Here is an 18489-nt window from a genome sequence, read left to right as displayed (position 1 = left end):
CGTTTGTTTTGCAAAGAGGGCAATATAAATGAACATAGTACATCTTTCTGTACCTATAGAATAGGAGTGATATCAATGCGGGTTTGTAATGAAGGATTTGAGCAAGAGTTCATCGATGGAAATAGTGATATGTACGCGATAGCCTTTACGCAAAATGTTCTTTCCGGACGATGGAAGTATTTTATATTATGGTATCTAAAAGATGAAACACGTCGCTATTCGGACATCAAAAAATTCCTTGGGGATCTTTCTCAAGGCTCACTTACCAAGCAACTTAAGGAATTAGAGAATGATGGCGTTATTCAACGTGATATTTATCCGGAAGTTCCTCCACGAGTCGAGTACTCGTTGACAGAAAAGGGAATGAAGTTACTTCCAATTCTTGAAAAGATGGAGGACTTCGGTAAAGAATTCGGTTGAAATTTAGCAACTTGATCCGGTTGCCTTGAAATATACGATTGGGAATGTCTGACACCATAGCTAAAGGCTAAAGATTTTAATTTCTGTGCATGACTCTATTTTACACAATGAAAAATAAAGAATCGATTTTTAGAATTTGCGTGTTCAAATTCCCAATCGCCATATGTTTCAATTTCCGAAAACCCTGTTTGTTTCAGCGACTCATCCAATTCTCCTTGATTTCGAAATCTGATCTGCATTTTTTCATGAACTAGGACTTCGTCTGTTTTTGTATTTTTCACAGTTTCATAAAAAGTATAGATATCTCCCTCAAACCCTTCATATTCTGTATAGATTTCGAGAGGGTCTCCACTTCGCATATCTTTAGCCAAGTCAGGAGTCTTGTCCTTCTCCCACTCTTCCCACACTTTTAACCAAAGGGTTTCTAATATCAAAAATAAAGTGGCCGCCAACGTTTAGGGATCGAAATACGTCTGAGATTACTTTCTTCCAACTATCATCAGTTAGAAATACCTGTGCCACATTGGCAGTCATAATAACCGCGTCATTGGTATTGGTTTGTAAATTTGAGCTATCTCCTACAATCCAATTCACTTTGCCTGCATTATCTTTAATTCTCGCTACTTCAATTGCTTCTTCATGGGGATCAATAGCTGTAATTTTATAACCGTACTGAACAAGATGAGTCGTCCATCTTCCTGTTCCGCAGCCTAAGTCAACGATAGACTCTACTTTTAATTTATTTGGTAAGGCAAGGAAAAACTCGTCGTCTTTTCCCCAATGGTTAATCTGGTCATATACAAATGGAATCATAGATGTTGTTCCCACTTTGCTGTAGCATTTTTACTAGTTCATCAGATAAGAAATGATTTAGTCAATTAGAGTCAAAGAAATTGTTAATTGATCTATGAATTACCTCTCACTTCGTACGGATTTATGATTAAATGCGTCCACAAATAAAAAGCGCCCCGAGCAATCGCCCGGGACACTTTTATTTATAAGTTTATTTCCAATTATTTTGAAGACCACAGTTCCATACGCTGAGCATATTTCTCGTTAATGATATCTTCCACTTTCTCATCGCCAGCCTTCTTCATATCCTCCAGCATCTTGTCAAATACAGTGTTGGCTTCAGCTTCACTTGGAGCAATAATGGCTCTCGTAATACTCTGATCCATATATCCTTCACCTTCTGGGGCGGTCAGTGCTTGAGGTGTTAGCCCATCCGGATTCAGGTTATCATACTGCGCTGTATCCCGAACGGAATCGCCAAGACTCTTAATGGCCAGTTCATCCACTTCACTACGATGGAATGTGATTGCCATAACATACGGCTGTCCATTCGGCTCCAGACCATTTTTGATAAACCATAACCATTTACGAACGCAGCTTTTCTTCTAATAGGTTCGTCAAGCATATAAGGGATATCCGTAGTTCCCTCAAATAATGTCTGTTTGAACTCTTGATTAGGTACTGAGTGAAAGAGTCGAACGCCCAGCTCATCTTTCCGTTCCTCTAGTTCATCGCATATACCCAATAACGGAATTCATTCCATGCTCTGGCCTCGCCGTCCTGAATGAATTCGATTCGAATATGCAGCTCCTTTTTTCCTCTGGTATAGGATTCAGGGATTACAAACTCATCATCCAACCATCGTTTATAGGGATTTCGGTCCGCCGTGTACCACGTTCTTTCTGTTACTTTCACCCCATCTACATGAACGAAGGCCCGTTGTCTGCCTGTGATCTGATCACACCGCCGCCGCATTCTTACGCCTCTGTTGTCCTCCCTGATACGGATTGTGAATTCACTATAACCATTTGTTTCATGACCGCTGTCACGAATTATGATATCGTCTTGGTCGCCTTCATAAGCTGAATCCAGAGTATAGTAACCGCGGCTGCCTTCTGTTTTGTAATCATGGTTCCTCTCCGATAAGGGATCGCCAATATCCATTTCGTCCGTCAGAACCATTCCCGGTTCGTCCACACCATAGTAGAACAGAATGCCTGAATGTTCGAGATACTGATTGTTATACTCGCCTGCTTCGATACCAAATACGAGCTCCGTCTGAAAGGGATACCAGTCACCGCTGCACATTCTGACCATGGACCATGGGTTGTCAGGGATTCCGTCATAGGCGCTGGATGGATTACATTCAGGCGGCGTGGGAAATCCCCAACCATAACATACCCAGCTCTCGGAACCGTCGCTTTCAACTTGTGGTGTCGCATTGCCGTCAATGTGGATACGGACATCGCCTTCACAGCTGATAGTACCTGGTTTACGGGTAAAGCCTGTTACGTGTCCAGCCACCATATGTCCTTTTCCCTTGATTTGACCGATGATGCTGTCAGACCCTTCTGTTGCCAAACGTTCATAATATTTCGATGTGCGAAAATAACCGGTTCGACCCTTCTCATAAACCGCGTTTCGCTCTGCTGTAAATTCAATGTTTAATTCGGATAACAAGGCGTCACGGTTCCCTTTGTTCACCAGTTCAATTACCGCATGCTCCCAGTACGGCATGGAGAAATAGTTATAGAATAATCCGTCCCCTCTTCTTCCATGCGACAGTACACCGACAGGATTGAATCCAAGCTCGTTGCCAAAGAATACACCTATGGGGCACCAAATATCCGGTTGTTCATGTTTATCCCAGCTTGCTTTGATCCAGAGGTGTTGCAGGTCTTCGGATGAAAAGGAGTGGGGATTGAATGCAGCGCTTATCGAGGAGATACTGCCTTGACCCACCTCTTCCAGAATGGTTCGTTTCTCTCCTGCTTTAACGGTCAGCATTTCGTAATATCGGGATTTGCATTTTACGGCTGGTTTGGGATCTTCACCAACCCGAGACCATATTTCAATCAGCGGGGTATAGTTTTCTTTTCCGGTGAACGTAGATATTTGATCAGAGTCATCATAGGAATGATAAACGACATGGCCCCAACCGCCATCCCCTTTGGCTGCTCCTTTTAGTTGAATATCCGAAGTGATCCTGCATGATTTCTTGAAAGGCATAGGCACATAACTTCGAACGACGCGTATCGGTCCACGCCCATTGTCCTCGGGTCCAATATAAACGTCTGCCAGTGGAGTTACGAAAGGAAATTTACTCCCGAATTCGGAGGCCTTGATCACAAATTGGGGTGTATCCTCGCCATCAAAATAAAAAGAAAAGGTAGGTTCGGGACTTTCGGGATAACGGTGTTGGACAAAATTATAGATGCAGCCTGGACCGCAATAATCAAAAATCACCCATTCCTCCTTGTCCTTATAAAGCCACCAATCCCAGTCCGCATTGCGTCCTTGCTTGTCGATGCTTCCTTCATAGTGAACCTGCACGCGGTCTTTTAGTACAGGAAGCAAGTCGAACCTTTCCATATTGCCAATTCCTTTAGGCTGTAAATGGGTCGTCATATGTCTGCAACCTCCGAGTCATTAGATGAATACCTTCCAAATTCACAAAGCTTTTCCAATCCTGTCATCCTCTCTGCTCAGCCATACAACGGGCCATATGCAGCACAAGCACGATAGTCTGCACCCTCATGATCTTTTGTGCCAAATGCTGTCCAGGCGCTGGGCCGGAAAATGCGCTTTACTTCAACATTGTGCATGTTAACCGGAATGCGCAGTATGCTCGCAAGTGTAATCAAGTCGGCTCCGATATGGCCATAGCTTACAGCACAATGGTTCGAACCCCAGGCTTCCATCACGCTGTAGACGTCATCAAATATCGGATCACCTGCTACCCGATTCGGGACAAACCATGTTGTTGGCCACGTTGGTGTCGTTCGCAGATCCAGTCGTTGATGCACTTCCTCTGGCAACTCCAACGTATACCCTTCCGCAAGCTGAAGCACCGGCCCCAGCCCTGCTATGAGATTAATGCGTGCCATGGTGACGGGCATCCCCCCACGCGTTGTATAATCGGTAGAATAGCCTCCGCCTGCAAATTGGTCCATATAGGTTGGTCGCCAGCTAACCGCATTGAGGCAGGCATGAACTTCCTGCTCATCAATCTCCCAGTGAGGCTTCATCGCGGGCTGACCGTCGCGAAGCTGCTCCCCCGTTCCATCAAGCGCCGCCGGTCCCGAATTGATCAAATGTATGAACCCTGCCGCAGCCAAGCCATCCGGTTGCCAGTCTGTCACGCGTTTCACAGCTTCCGGACTCCAGAATGCACGAACATCGGCAAAAATCTGGGCAGTATGCGACAAATAGTGATTGAACAACATGGTGATGGCGTTCAGATTGTCGTTTTCGGTGGCGACCATATAGGGTTCGCGAATGCCATTCCAGTCGAATGAACTGCATAGAATCGCTTCAAGCACATCTGCACTGGGAAGGTGATCGGTCCATTCACGCTGTCCCTGGAACCCGGAAGCAATGGCGTTATAACCATACGCCTCCTCTTCGTATCCCATTTCGGCCAGTTTGGGATTGCCAATCATCAGATCACGCACAATCAACGTCATGCGAATGGAAGTTTTCCAGTTCTCCTTTTTGCTCTCCGGATCAATTTGAACCGACTCCGGATTGGGATCAGGCCCTTCCTTGCAATGAAGATCGGCCCAAGCCATAGCTGAGTGGAATTCCTGCTCGTCATAGATTTGCTTCTCCAGCCTGCGCGTAACCTCAGTCATGTCCACATAGGCATTGCGCATGCCCAGATAACGCTGGTAGAAATCTTCGTCTACAATACAACCTGCGATGCCCATGGAGACGGAGCCGATCGACAGATAGGATTTTCCTCGCAGCAGTGCAGCAGCCAGACCCGCACGAGTGAACCGGACCAGTTGATCCCGAACATCCTCTGGCAGTTTGCGTTCCTCCAGATCCTGAATATGTCTGCCGTAGATTTTGAAAATGGGCAGGCCTTTCTGATTATGCGCCGCATGCAGCGCAGCCAGATAGACCGCACCGGGCCGTTCGGTGCCATTAAATCCCCAGACGGCGTGAGGCAGGGTTGGGTCGGTTTCCATCGTTTCAAGTGGATAACACCAACCGTTTGCTACCGTGACCAGGACGCCGACACCTTCCTTCCTGAATTGCTCGGCACAACGGGCTGCTTCGCTCATTCCGGAGATGCATGTATTAAAGATGACAACCTGCACGGGTGAGCCGTCCGGGTTTCGGAGAATGGAGGTAATCGCAGCAGCAGCTTCGTGCGCCAGTTCCATCGTGCTTTTAGCCAGTGAAGCCTTTACAAGTTTACGGCGATCCACGATTGGGCGAATGCCGATCTTTGGAAATCCACTCTCATAACGATGCTTCATATCCGTCATCTGTATTTCCCCTTTTCTGCATATTTTATTGGATCGTATGGATTGGGATGGAGAAGATGTGTTGTCCCGGGTTCAATGTGTGAGAACGGCGTAGATTCACGGCATTTACCATATCAGCAGGCACGACAAACGTGGCTGTGGTTCCTTCAGGAATCGTCACGTCCATGTGCAGACCTGCCTCGTCTTTTTTCCAAGCTACTGCAATGAGTCCATGTGCCGTCCTGAGCGAAGCGCTAACCCTTTCCAACTTGGAGGGAATCATCGGCTCGATCCATATTTGTTCATAACCGGGCGAGTCGGGCCTAATACCAGCCAGTCGCGTGTAAAAAGAAACGCTGATGCCCCCGAACATGGCGTGGTCATGGGAATGCATGCCGCCTTTCTCGCTCCATTGCTCCCAGAGCGTCGTAGCTCCGCGTTCAATCTGGTATCCGAACCCGGGATATTCCTTTTTGCTCAGAAGATCATAGGCAACATCGATGTATCCGTAGTCCGCCAGTACGTCAATCAGATATCTGGTGCCATAGATGCCTGTATGAAGATGACCGTCGTGTTCCCCAATAGCTTCCACAAGCCGTTTTGCGGCTGAGGCCCGCTCTTTGACCGGCACCATGCCAAAAGCGAGCGGCAGAAGCTGAGCGGTCTGGGAACCGCTGCTGTAAACGCCGTTCCCCACGTCCCATTTTCGATGAAAGGCCTGGTTGATATCCCGAGCCAGCGTCGAATAATGTTCATGATCTGCGCTCAAGCCTAGGATCAACGCCGTTTCGGCAACAATGGACGTGATTTTGTAGTAAATACTTGTATTCACCAGTTCGACTTCGTGAAAGTAATTTTCCCAACCATCATCATTGGGAGGACACCAGTCCCCAAAGCCCTCCTTCACCTGATGGTCTGGCCACTCCTGATGCAGATGGTCAATATATGCTTTCATGGACGGATAACTCTGGCGCAAGATATCCAGATCGTTATAATGCTGATAGAGACGCCAAGGAAGAAAGACTTTGTCTCCGCTCCAGTCCGGGTTGGTCATGCTTTCTTCAATATCTCCGAGCCATTTGCGATAGTAATTCTGCATATTGAAATGGTGCATGCCAGCTTCCTCCACAACAGCGGAATCCATGAGACAAGGCGTACGTTCATCTCGCTGACAGCAGTCCGTGGGTATGCTGACCAGATTGTTGAGGTATGACCAGCGAATATTACTGTAGAGCTGATTGAGCCCTTCATCTGAACATTCAAAGCTGCCTGCCGGCTCTACGTCTGCATGAATGGGAATGGCCTGAATGGAGAGATGATCTGTTTCACCGCTGACTTCCACATAACGGAAGCCGTGATACGTAAAGCGAGGTTCATAACGTTCTTCCGCCTCTCCACGGAGAATGTATGTGTCGGTTGCTTTGGCATTTCGATTCGTCCAGGGATCAATGTTGCCTTGTTCATCGACTAGCTCGCTGTATCTCAGCCGCACTTGACTGCCTTCCGCTCCTGTTACCTGAATGCGAACCCACCCTGCCATGTTCTGACCAAAATCGTATACGCCCACGCCCGGACGTGGCCTGAAGACAGCGATGGGCTCGACAGGGTTGTGAGGTACAACAGGAGGTTGGATGTTCGCTTCAAGCTTGCCGACAGGTGGTTCGGCAGTTACAGCTCTCGACCAATTTCCGTTTTCAAGAAATCCCGGTTGATCCCAACCGATGTACTCCTGTCGTGCATCATAGGACTCTCCGTCATAGATATCATTGGAACGTATCGGGCTTGACGCGAATGACCAAGATTCATCCGTTATGATGGTACGCTTGCTGCCATCCTCAAACTGGAGGTCCAATTGCAGGATAAAGGTTTTATCCTGATTCCATTTCCATCCCCACCGTGAATAATTGAAATGGTAACCATTCCCGAGCCACACGCCGAGTACGTTATCTTTGTCTTGAAGCAGATGGGTCACGTCATAGGTGTCATAGAGCATTCTGCGGGAATACGGCGAATTGGCTGGAGCCAGAACTCGGTTGTCCGCCGGGTTCCCGTTGATGCAGAGCTCATACCAACCTACCGAATAGATGCGCAATCTGGCTTCAACTGCGGACGATGGCAATTCAAATGGTTTGCGAAACAGAGGGCTGTCAACTGGAATGGGTGCCTCACAGATCGACAGCATATTTTCCTCAAGCACAAGCCCATTCCCCGAAGGGCTAATCGTATCTGTGGTAAAATGAGTCGTCTTCGGATCATAAAAGCGGTTGGAGTACAGCACGCGGCCATCACTCCCGCTGAGCCTTAGATCACGGAAGGTTGCCTTTTGCCCGTCAGTCGTCCGGAATGCAATCGTTCCTTCATAAGCTGCTGCCATGCAGCGATGCGTGTAATGTTCATCGATGGATACTTGCCATTCCCCGGCTTCCGTACTTATCTTGAGTGATAAACGTTGAGGAAGTTTGTGCAGTGCAGGTAAAACCATCTTCCCCAGAACCTGGCGTACGTCTTCTTCAACGCGGTATATGCACACGTGTGTCTGCTGTGCATCTTCTTCAGGCTCAAGCAGTTCAATACCACAGTGATTGCCTTCGTCACGATAACCGAACAGAAATGCTGCACCGCCTTCTTCCACGCTGAGAATGACTTCCGCCTGATATGAAATCCAGTCATGAGGCTGGACTACCGGGCGTGTAATCCACTTGGCACACCATTCGTCAGATACTGATTTCTCCTTCGTTTCCGCCATGTTCTTCATGGATGTCATGTTGTCGCTCCTTCCTGTCAGTCAGCACGATTTACTTGTGATGGGCACGCCACTTCGGGATATCTCAAACGCATTCCAGGCACTTACCGTGATGCCGTCCAGGATCACGTCAGGCCCGATTTCAAACGGGATACGTCTCTCTTCTCCCGCAAGCAATCCAAAATCATTGTCATCCAGATAACAACTCCACTCGTCTGGAAAATGGTGAATCATCACTCGAATCGCAGGCACGTTTCCCATGTTTCGAATGACAATGAAACCGCTCTGGTCTTGGGTCTCGACAGACCATTCAAGCGTAGTTCGCGGGAGTTCATGCAGCGGTGCATCGGAGAGTTCGGCGTACAATGCAAATGCCTGCTTGGCCTCATCGCCAGGGTATTCGTTTGCTTGATGGCGGTGCTCCCTCTCAAACGTGATCAGCTCTGGGCTCTTCGGCTGGGCATTGAACCAATACCACTGATCGGACACAAGATCTCCATTGCTTTCATGAAGCGTGATGACAATCAAGAACGGCCGAATTGCTGATTCTTCCGGCAACGTGATTTCCAGTTGATCGATGCAGCTCGCCAGCCCGGTCTTCACGGTTAGCGCCGGATAATTCCACTTCATCACCTCGCTTAATTGACTGTCGTACATCGAGACTTGGATAGCTGCATTGATAAGGGCGTTACGCGAATCGTTCACGACATGCAGTGCTGCGCGGAATATCTCATCTGGCTGCCACGCATCCAGTTTGGTGCAGGTGATGAAGGCATTTTGCGGACGTGAAGCCTGTTTGGCACGATAATAGGAAAGCTTGGCTGTTCCGTAATAATCGACCACCGCCCACGAATGTCCGGGAAAACAATCCGTGAATTTGTAGTACCAGAAGCCGCTCTTATCTCTTCCTGTTCCCGCCCTCTGTACATCAGCGGTCAGTCGAATCGCATCACCTTGAGCGGTTTGAGAATACGTGATGTAGTCCTGCCAGTTGCGGATCGGTCCGTACGCCGCGTAGCGCATGACTTTAATGATATCCTTCAGACCGAACTGGTGAAAATGCGCTTTCCAACCCCTGCTATCTTCCGTTGGAGGAAATGACGCCAACGCTTCTTCCGGCATATAGCGCAGACAGCTTGAAACATTGGTCTGACTTGGAATGCCGAATTCGCCATAAAACACCGATGGCATCGCTAACGTTGCCTCATCCAGGGATTCACCCCCGTGATATACGTTCCAGTTATGCACACTTCCGCCCCATGGATCGGTTCGATGGAACGGACGGGATGGATCGTATCCACGGCATCTTTTTCCGACCAAAAATAATCCTTCATCTGCACCGCCATGATTGCCGTTCTCATTGCCTCCCCCCCACATGATCAAGGAAGGGTGGTTTCTGAGCCGTTTTACTGAAATTGTGGTCTGGCGGTCAATAACGCCAAGGTCCGTCAGTGGTGAATCGGGTGGACCCCAGCAGAGCGGGAATTCCTGATAGACCATAATGCCTTTTTCATCACACAGATTATAAAATTCTTCACTTTCCACCAAGCCGCCTCCCCAGGCCCGGAGCATCTGCACATTTCCCCTGCGGGCGAGCTCCAGCAGCCGTTCATACTGCCCATTCTGATGGTCAAGCATGGCATCAGGCCAACACCAGTTCGCGCCTTTGATGAACATTGGCTCGCCATTGATGACAAACTGCCAGCGATATTCCGTTTCCGGTACTGCATCGTTCAGAGGACGCATTTCAATCGTACGGATGCCAAAAGTCGTGTGAGCTTCTCCAACGTTAATGGGCCCAGAATTGGATCCAGATAACACAAGCTCATAGAGAGGCTGTTCCCCGTAACCCGTCGGCCACCAAACCTCGGGATCAGTCAGTCTGATTGCGGTACTGAATTTGCTGCGACCATAGGGCACTTCAATGGAATACGTAAAATGGGTATCCCTTTGGCAAAATGTCTGGTTATCGGGGTCAAATGAACCCACAACCGTTTTCGATTTCTTCGACCGGATACAGCCTTTGATGGTTAATTTCACTTGCTCAATGAGACTGCTCTCCGTCGTAAACTCCAAGTGAAGCACAGCTTCATCCGAGGTGTGGGACAGGGTTACAACATACGGATCAAGCAAAGCGATGTCCGGTTCGGCCACCACCCGTACATCCTTCCAGATGCCGAGTGAAATCAGGTGTCCATAATGCCAGCCAAAGCCCGGACTGGGCTTCATCAGGCCGTTCCAACTTTGAGGTGCAGGGTCCAGTCGAACAACAACCACATTGGATTTATCATGTCGAACCAAGTCTGTAATATCATGAATTGGGCCGCCAAACATGCCCTGATGATGTCCCAGTGATGCGCCATTAAAAAATACGGTGCCCGAGTAGTCGATCCCGTCGAATTGCAAGGAGAGTCGGCCTCCCACCGATTCTTCAGGCAGTTCAAATGATGTAGCAAACCACCATTCCTCGCATTCCACACGTGTCCTGCGGAACCAGACGGGGGTCTCTTCAGGCATACCGTGATTCTCCAGTTCATCGATCGTGTTGGTATTCCAGTGGGGATCATCGAGCAGTTCCTGATCAACCAGCGCTTTTTGCACCGTTGTGGGTACGCTGACTTCCAGCCAATCGCTTCGATCGTGAGCCGGTTCGTACCAGCGTTCCCGCATGCCTTCACTCGCCCGAGCTTTTCGTCCATACCAGCCCGTCGCAGGCGCGGGATCTCCATGATCAGCTGCCTCGCCTCCCTTCATACGCCAGATTCCGGACAAAAGTAATGTTTCTTTGAAGGCAGAATTGCGAGCGTTGTGGTGATTGGTATATGTGAAATCAGCTGATGGCTCTGCATCGGCATGGCGGGATGCTTTTGTAATGTGTACTCTGTCTGTCGTACAGCGGATTGGAATGTGGCTGTCCTTCTCCACCCATGCATCCCCATGCAGCGAGGAACGGACGTAGGCCTCGTCCTGAACTTCGTCCAGAAAGCGTTTACCTTCATCTGAACGGTAATATGAGATGTGTGTCATCGCGCTAATTCTCCATTCTTGATCAGTTTCGCTTTGCATGTGCACTCATAATGTCCTGTGTACCAGTACTGGTCGGTATCCTTCAGGTGCTTCCATTACAATTGCAATTTCTTTCGGAGCACATACCTCCAAATGAAACGTGGGCTCGCTACCTTCCTCTTCCCGAATCTCCCATTTCACGTCGATCCTTCCGTTGCCAGGCAGAGGTACAGCTCCTTTTGCCCATTGCAGATTGCAAGGCTGGGGGGCAACCTTAACTTGTGTCCAACCGTCTGCAATCGGGCGAACCCCGAGCACGGATGTTCCCAAAAAGTAACCTGGTGCTGCCGACCAGGCGTGGCAATGACTGCGTGTCAGGTATTTCGGATGGGGCCGATTCTCGGCAAATCCCGGATACATCTCCCAGCAAGTGGTCGCCTCATGTTTCACCATTTCCCCAAACTTCTCTCTCATGTCCCGGAGCATTAGATCCGTCTTGCCGTGCATCACCAGCGCTTCATAATAGAAAAACGTCATGAACGGACTGCCTATGGCTACAAAATCCTCAGGTGGCGAAGTTAAATACGCGTTGAGCTTCTCCTTTCGCTCATCAACTGCAATGCCGGTAACCAGCGCCATGACCTGCGTCTGCATACTATAGGTGCTGGAAAGAGAGCCATCGGCATGAATGCAGTCCATATAAGCCTGCCGATCCTCACTCCATAGATGATTGTTTATGGCGCGGGTTACTCTTTCCGATGCGGAACAGTAGTAAGGGCTGTCTTCTGTGCAACCTGCCAATTTGGCCAGTTGGGCCGCATCTGCCAGCGTGCGTGCAAATATCGCATTTTGATGGGTGACCGTTCCGTCGTTCGGCTGTTCCAATGGTGCCCAGTCCAGTAGATTCCAGGCTTCAATGAACAATAGTCCTCTGACATCGATATGTGAGATATAGTGATCAAGCGTGAACTTTACCTTTGGCCAGATTTTCGCTGCAAAGTCCCTGCTTCCTGTATGACGGACATATTCAAGGCAAGCAGTGACCCAGAAAAAAGTCCAGTTCGGAATCACGCTGCTCCAGCCGCTGGGCACCTGATTCACATAGAGCGGCGATTGCCGGCTTGATCCCGGAACAAGCTGCAGACCATGTTTTACAATATCCGTTGCACCGAATAGATAGTAGTTCACGAGCGCTTCATTACGGCTGTCGCCAACCCAAAATACCTGTTCATACGTGGGACAATCCACAAATGTATCTTCCATGCACAGTAAGGTGGTATGCTTGCTGATCTCCCAAATGTCATTCAGCATCGCGTCCGAACTATGGAATCGGCCGATCTCTGCCACCGGATAGTTGCTTTGCACAAGGCTAATGCCGAACAGTCGCACGGGTCTCGCATTCCCATGTATGGTAAGCATGAGATAACGAAGTCCGCGCCGAATTGGCGATTCGTAGCGTTGTCTGCCTTCACGGCATACGTAGCGAAGCGTATTATCCACGCCAAAGGTATCCTGTCGCCAGTCGCCGTCCATATACTCGAAGCCATACGCGTCGATGACGGTGCCTTCCCCCGCATCGACCTCGAATCGCAGATAGCCCGACCATTCGCGGCCAAAGTCCAGAATCAGCTCTATGCTCCTTCCGCCAGAGCCTGTCGGCACGATTGCCGGCTTCCGATTGGCGACGCATACCTGCTGCAAGTCCGCAGGAACGGGACGCGTCTGCTGCTGCATCTTCCAGATGCTGGACGCAAAGATTGAAGCTTCCGAGCTAAGCCTCTCGGGGAATGGCTTCATCCAGCCGCGGATTGGAACAAGCTCAGGGGCGGAAGCCAAGCTGCGGCATCGCAGATATACATCGGCATCCGGAAATGCTTTCTCGTCCAGAGGCTGACTACCGCCAAAGCCCTGATATGCACGGATAGGATCACGATCCGGTTGGTGGTCGATATGCACGAGGGTGGCAAACGGACCAATCAGGACAAACGGTGTGTTGCCCGTTGGTGCATCATCGAATGGCGATACAACCGTAAACGGAACATCGCAGTCGATTCCAAAGTGCAACCCTCCGCCATGATCCTGCCCTGCCAGCTCGATCAGCAGCAGATTCTCTCCCTGCCGCAACCTAACCCGCTGAAGCCTGCGCGGCCGTTCTCCCTCCATATCTGATGCAGGGTAATATGAGCCGTTAAGCGTGATGCCGCGAAGAGCATGGAACGCGCTGAAAAATCCGACAACCGCTTCGACTTCGCTACTTGCCCGAATGACCGCTGCGACATAACCGGCAAAGGATACCGGATTGGCGTGCATCCGACTTGTCGGCTCCATCGCTTCACGTACATCAAGCACATGCGTCCAGGACACGAGAGATGCTTCTTTCAATGATTCCACTCGGACAGGCCATACTTCTTTCTCCGTCAGTTCCGGAATATCACTTGCGACCAAGCATTCCCATGGCGCATCGCCAGGCGTGCCAATGATGCGGGCAGGAGTCCAGATACCTTGCTCTTCGAGCGGCAAGGTGTCAACTCCTTGCCAACGATCATTCCAGCAGCTCACATCCATCTGTTCGGCAAAGCCAAGCTGACAAGACATGCGCGCCGACCTTCGTTCATATCCGTCATGCAGAGCGGTCTGCCAGGATGCATCCGTACCCACGATAAGTTCTTTTCTCAGGTAACTCCCATCAGCCTCATAGTGAACGGACTCCAGTTGAGCGAGAAGCCCGCCCCTTCCCGGCAAATACGCAAACGTAGCTACACCATAGCTGATAACAAGTACAGCCAGCGTATTACGACCGGAATGCAGCAGATGGCCCACTTCATGCACGTGATAGTTAAGTTCAAAAGGCCAAGAGCGATTGGGTCCTCTTCCGCATAGCACTCCGTTGACATATAACACATATCGGGCATCTGCTGTGATGGTTACCTCAGCGCTTCCATGGTCCCCATGATGCCATTCGAATTCCCGGCGAAAACAACGCCATTCGTTGCGCGGCCAGTCCTCGCCTTCTCCCCAGATCCATGAGGCATGCCACGTGAATGCTTCCGTCTGAACAGCGTTCTCTTTCCGTTCCGTCGGCAGATCCCTTCCGCCAGTCGATAAAATATGCTCCACGGCTGTATCAACTCCCGTTTGACTGAATGTTTTAAAAGAAAAGGAGCTAAAACTTCACAGCTTTAGCTCCTCTTCGTGACGCTTGTCGTTACGAGCGAAGTCGTATTACAGCCCGTGAGCTTGACGAAGCCGCTGCACTTCGGCGTTATACCAGGCGGTAAACTCATCTGCTCCTGCTTTTTTGAATGCCGCAAGTGCAGCCTGTTTATTTGATTCGAATGCCTGTTCATCCTTGGAAAGAATCACTTTGGCCGCTTCGCGCGCTGCCAGTTCTTTAAGTTCTGCTTCCTGTTTCTTCAATTTGTCGTCCAAGGTTACGCCTGGAACGGTGTTCCGCTGTACGATTTCCTCGTCCGTCATGCCGTCCATCCAGGTGGTGAACGTATTGAGTTTGCCTTGATCGATCCAATTTTTGAATACTTCTCCCGAGTAAGAAGCGCCATAGTGTTCTGCAAAATCTTTCTCAAGCGGGGTGGCCGCTTTGGACAGCGCCTCCTCCGAGGTAAAGAGGTCGACTGGCATCTTGTCATCGGGATTGACCATGTCACCGCCCAGACCGATGATGTTGCGATCCAGTGAAAGTCCAGTTGCTTCGTATGGAGCTCCGCCTGCTGCTTTCAATGCGAGTGTTTCGTCCGTAAGTGTCGGTTTGCCGTCTACCATCTTCCAGTGCGTTCCTTCTACGCCGTTATACATGGTGCGTGCACCTTCATAGGAGTATATATAATTGAGGAATTCCATCGCTTTTTCAGGATGTTTGGATGTTTTGGATATGCTGTAGGCTTTATCCTGCCATCCGAGCGGATTGACTGCACCCGTCCAGGCCAGTTTGCCGGCAGGTACAACGAGATAACCTTTGCCATCCTTGGCATGCTGTGCATTGAAATCCCCCATCGCCCAGGTGGCGGGGCCAACAACGATCTGTCCTGCAGTTGCCTTAGCCATGTAGTCATTGTTCTTCATCGTCAGGGAATCCGGATCGAGCAATCCTCTGCGTTGAGCCTTGTTATAAAAGTTAAGTGCAGTCCAGAAGTTGGAGGATTCGTCGGTCAAGTTGCTGATGAAATCGCTACCGCCAACTTTGGCTGCAGTCAGGTCGCTTGTCGTGCCTACATTCTCGGTAAAGATAATTGGCGGAATCGTATAAGGCCATAATCCCCAATCTTGCCACATGGACACGCCGTACACTTTTTTGCCGTCTTCGGTCTGCGGGTGCTTTTCCACAATTTTTCCTACAACGTCCAGCAAGTCATCCATTGTGGCCATTTCCGGGGTGCCGATCTCCTTATACCAGTCCCAACGAATCGTCGGGCCTATGGTAATTGGCGCAATGGAAGTGCCCGGTTTGGATTGCACTTGGGGAGGCAGGAAATACAGGTTTCCGGTGCCGTTGCTCCAGTTCTTTTTGCTGTATTCGACCACAGTACCGATGTTCGCCGTAATGTCTTTGCCGGATGTAGCGAGCAGATCGTCGAGCGGAACGATTAGATCCCCTTCAATTAACTGTTTTTGATATTTGTTCACGTCTGTACGTACCAGGTCGGGCAGATCGCCGCCAGCAAGCAATACATTGAATTTGTTTTCGTCTGCTTCAACGTATTCAATTTTGACACCGATCTTCTCGGCAATAGCCTTGGCCACTTCGTTGTTCTGCTGCGTATTCCACTTGGAGCCGGTTTCCATGATGAGCACTCGCAGCGTCACGAGGTCTTTGTCCGAGCCGGTATCTGACGAACCGGTTTCCCCCGTGCTGGTCTGGCCTCCCGAGCCGCTGCCCGTACAAGCTGCCAGCAGCAAGGACGTCATCATGAGCAGTGCAATTACTTGGCGGAACGACTTTTTAGTTCTCATGTCATAACCCTCCTGTTTCTTCTTCTATAATTATCGGCGATTGCCGGATAATCCGGTGTGATTGCACCATATACAACCTTAACCCTTGACGGCTCCCATCATGATGCCTTTGACAAAATACCGCTGCAGCATCGGATACACCAGGACAATCGGCAGCGTGACAAGCATCGTAATGGTCATGCGAATGGACTGTGGTGTGAGCGTCCGGACAACATCGCCGCGGGTCAACTCATCTGTCGTCATGTTGGACAGGTTACTGGACTGGTTCAGGAAGTTGTAGAGTACCAGTTGCAACGTTTGCAGCTTCGGATTTTCCACCAGGAAAAAGTTGTCGAACCAGGTATTCCACTGACCTACGGCGGAGAATACGGCAATGGTGGCGATAATCGGCATCGACAGCGGGAAAATAATGCTTCGATAGATCCGGAAGTACCCGGCCCCATCGATCTTGGCCGATTCCTCCAGGGATGCGGGTAGCTGTTCGATGAACGTTTTGATCAAGATGATGTTAAAGCCCGACATCGCGCTTGGAATGATGTACAGCAGGAAATTATTCTGCAATCCATACGTTTTCATCGTCAGATACCATGGGATAAAGCCTGCATTGAAGTACATGGTGATCAGTACAAAACGGTAAATGATTTTGCGGAATGGCATCTCTTCTTTGGTAATGAGATAAGCAAAGAAGGAACAGCTGAACACCGTAATTAACGTTCCGAGCACGGTCCGGGAGACACTGACAATGGCAGCGTCCATGATGCCCGGCAATTTCACCGTCGCTTGGTATGCTTCAAGGGAGAAGCCGGCTGGCCAGAAATATACCCCTTTCTGAACCTCGATGGGATCGCTGATTGAATAGATGAAGATATAATAGAACGGATAGATGGTGATGATGACAAGCAAGGACAGCACGATGTAATTAAAAAGGGTGAACGTAAGGTCTTTCCAATCGGTATGGCGGACGGGACGAAGCGTCTGTCCTGCGGGTTGTGTGCGCATGTTTGTTTTGCTCCTTTCCCTGGGGTCAGACGATGCCTTGACCGCGAACTTTCTTGGATAGAATGTTGACGCTGAAGAGCAGCAGAACGCTAATTACCGTTTTGAAAATGCCCACAGCCGTCGAGTACGAGTAGTCACCTGTCACCAATCCGAGCCGGTACACGTAGAGGTCAAGCACTTCGATCCGGTCTGCAATCATGACGTTGCTGAATACGAGATATTGCTCAAACCCTGCGGACAGCAGGTTGCTGACAGAGAGCAGCAAAAGCACAATGAAGGTCGGCATGATGCTCGGTAGCGTAATGTGCCAGATCGTACGCATGCGCCCGGCGCCATCCACCTTGGCTGCATCATACTGTTCGCTGTCGATGCCAACGATGGCAGCTAGATAGATGATGGCGCTCCATCCTGCGGACTTCCACAGCAACAGCAAGGTTTGCACCGTCCATACCCGGTCATAGTTACCAAGAATATCCACGGGTGGACTGCCGATCCCCGTTTTCATCATGATGGAATTGACGGCTCCCTCCGTGCTGAACATGCTGAATGCGAGGGAAAATACGATGATCCAGCTAATATAATTCGGTAGTGTAGAGACGGTCTGCACCAGCCTTTTGAACCAGCCGGAGCGGACTTCCGAGATCAGTATGGCAAGCAGCATCGGTACGGGAGCGGTTGCAATGGACAACAAGCTTAGTGCCAGCGTGTTCGCCAGCACGGGTCCCATCCGTGGATCATCCAGCATGTTGCGGAAATTTTCCAGCCCCAGAAAAGGGGTTTGTTGAAGTGGGATGCCTGGTTTGTAATCAAAGAATGCGTAGATCCATCCGAATAAAGGTACGTAGCTGAAGGCCAGCGTAAACAGTACAAATGGTGTGGCCAGAAGCAGGAGGTGTATGCCGTCCTTGCGATTCAGCTTGCCGGTCCTTTGGGTTACGGCTCTGTTCAGGGTCTTGGTACGTTGCATATGAATTTCTCCTTTGTACGTGTGCTTTCGTATTGGCTTATTCATATGATAACGCTTTCTTGATGGCCCTTGAATGAAAGATCCCCTGATTTGCTTGAAAAAAACAAAGCTGCCTTCCG

At 49.7% G+C, this 18489-nt stretch carries 12 protein-coding genes and 1 pseudogene; 1 reads left to right on the top strand and 12 read right to left on the bottom strand.

Features of this window, described 5'->3' with window-relative positions:
• Positions 1–75 precede the first annotated feature (75 nt).
• A complete protein-coding gene (locus tag MKY85_RS16000) occupies positions 76–420 on the top strand; it encodes a helix-turn-helix domain-containing protein (RefSeq protein WP_339233920.1) in 345 nt (114 codons plus the stop codon).
• Positions 421–515: 95 nt separating this feature from the next.
• Here MKY85_RS16000 and MKY85_RS15995 read toward each other — a convergent pair whose 3' ends face one another.
• The 12 genes and pseudogenes from MKY85_RS15995 to MKY85_RS15940 form a co-directional block, all read right to left on the bottom strand.
• Positions 516–791, bottom strand: coding sequence for a hypothetical protein (locus MKY85_RS15995; RefSeq protein ID WP_342570053.1), 276 nt, complete (start codon positions 789–791; stop codon positions 516–518).
• 1 nt (position 792) lies between these two features.
• On the bottom strand, positions 793–1233 hold the full coding sequence (locus MKY85_RS15990) for a class I SAM-dependent methyltransferase (protein WP_342570052.1): 441 nt from the start codon (positions 1231–1233) through the stop codon (positions 793–795).
• A gap of 200 nt (positions 1234–1433) precedes the next feature.
• Complete coding sequence (locus tag MKY85_RS15985) at positions 1434–1745, bottom strand: hypothetical protein (RefSeq protein ID WP_342570051.1); 312 nt, start codon at positions 1743–1745, stop codon at positions 1434–1436.
• Between the two features lie 71 nt (positions 1746–1816).
• A pseudogene (locus tag MKY85_RS15980) lies at positions 1817–1915 on the bottom strand (LysR family transcriptional regulator); the annotation flags it as partial.
• Between the two features lie 20 nt (positions 1916–1935).
• Positions 1936–3840: a DUF2961 domain-containing protein gene (locus MKY85_RS15975; RefSeq protein WP_342570049.1), complete on the bottom strand. Its 1905-nt coding sequence runs from the start codon at positions 3838–3840 to the stop codon at positions 1936–1938.
• 77 nt (positions 3841–3917) lie between these two features.
• Entirely contained in the window at positions 3918–5708 is a 1791-nt protein-coding gene (locus MKY85_RS15970; RefSeq protein ID WP_342570047.1) for an L-fucose isomerase, read from the bottom strand.
• 25 nt (positions 5709–5733) lie between these two features.
• Positions 5734–8451 (bottom strand): family 78 glycoside hydrolase catalytic domain, encoded by a 2718-nt coding sequence (locus tag MKY85_RS15965; protein ID WP_342570044.1) that lies wholly within the window; start codon positions 8449–8451, stop codon positions 5734–5736.
• Positions 8452–8472: 21 nt separating this feature from the next.
• Positions 8473–11457 carry a sugar-binding domain-containing protein gene (locus MKY85_RS15960; protein WP_342570043.1) on the bottom strand — a complete coding sequence of 995 codons (2985 nt, stop codon included), beginning with the start codon at positions 11455–11457 and terminating at the stop codon, positions 8473–8475.
• A gap of 45 nt (positions 11458–11502) precedes the next feature.
• Complete coding sequence (locus MKY85_RS15955) at positions 11503–14553, bottom strand: family 78 glycoside hydrolase catalytic domain (RefSeq protein WP_342570042.1); 3051 nt, start codon at positions 14551–14553, stop codon at positions 11503–11505.
• A 105-nt stretch (positions 14554–14658) separates the two neighbouring features.
• Positions 14659–16404, bottom strand: a complete 1746-nt coding sequence (locus MKY85_RS15950; RefSeq protein ID WP_342570040.1) for an extracellular solute-binding protein — start codon at positions 16402–16404, stop codon at positions 14659–14661.
• A 78-nt stretch (positions 16405–16482) separates the two neighbouring features.
• Positions 16483–17403 carry a carbohydrate ABC transporter permease gene (locus tag MKY85_RS15945; RefSeq protein WP_253436444.1) on the bottom strand — a complete coding sequence of 307 codons (921 nt, stop codon included), beginning with the start codon at positions 17401–17403 and terminating at the stop codon, positions 16483–16485.
• Positions 17404–17428: 25 nt separating this feature from the next.
• The gene (locus tag MKY85_RS15940) at positions 17429–18370 is read right to left on the bottom strand and encodes an ABC transporter permease subunit (RefSeq protein WP_253436441.1); all 942 of its coding nucleotides are present in this window, start codon (positions 18368–18370) and stop codon (positions 17429–17431) included.
• Positions 18371–18489 lie beyond the last annotated feature (119 nt).

The sequence above is a fragment of the Paenibacillus sp. FSL R5-0749 genome (assembly GCF_038595085.1).
GTDB lineage: Bacteria > Bacillota > Bacilli > Paenibacillales > Paenibacillaceae > Paenibacillus.
The sequence above is the reverse complement of the archived record's forward strand: the minus strand, read 5'-3'. Positions and strand labels throughout refer to the sequence as shown.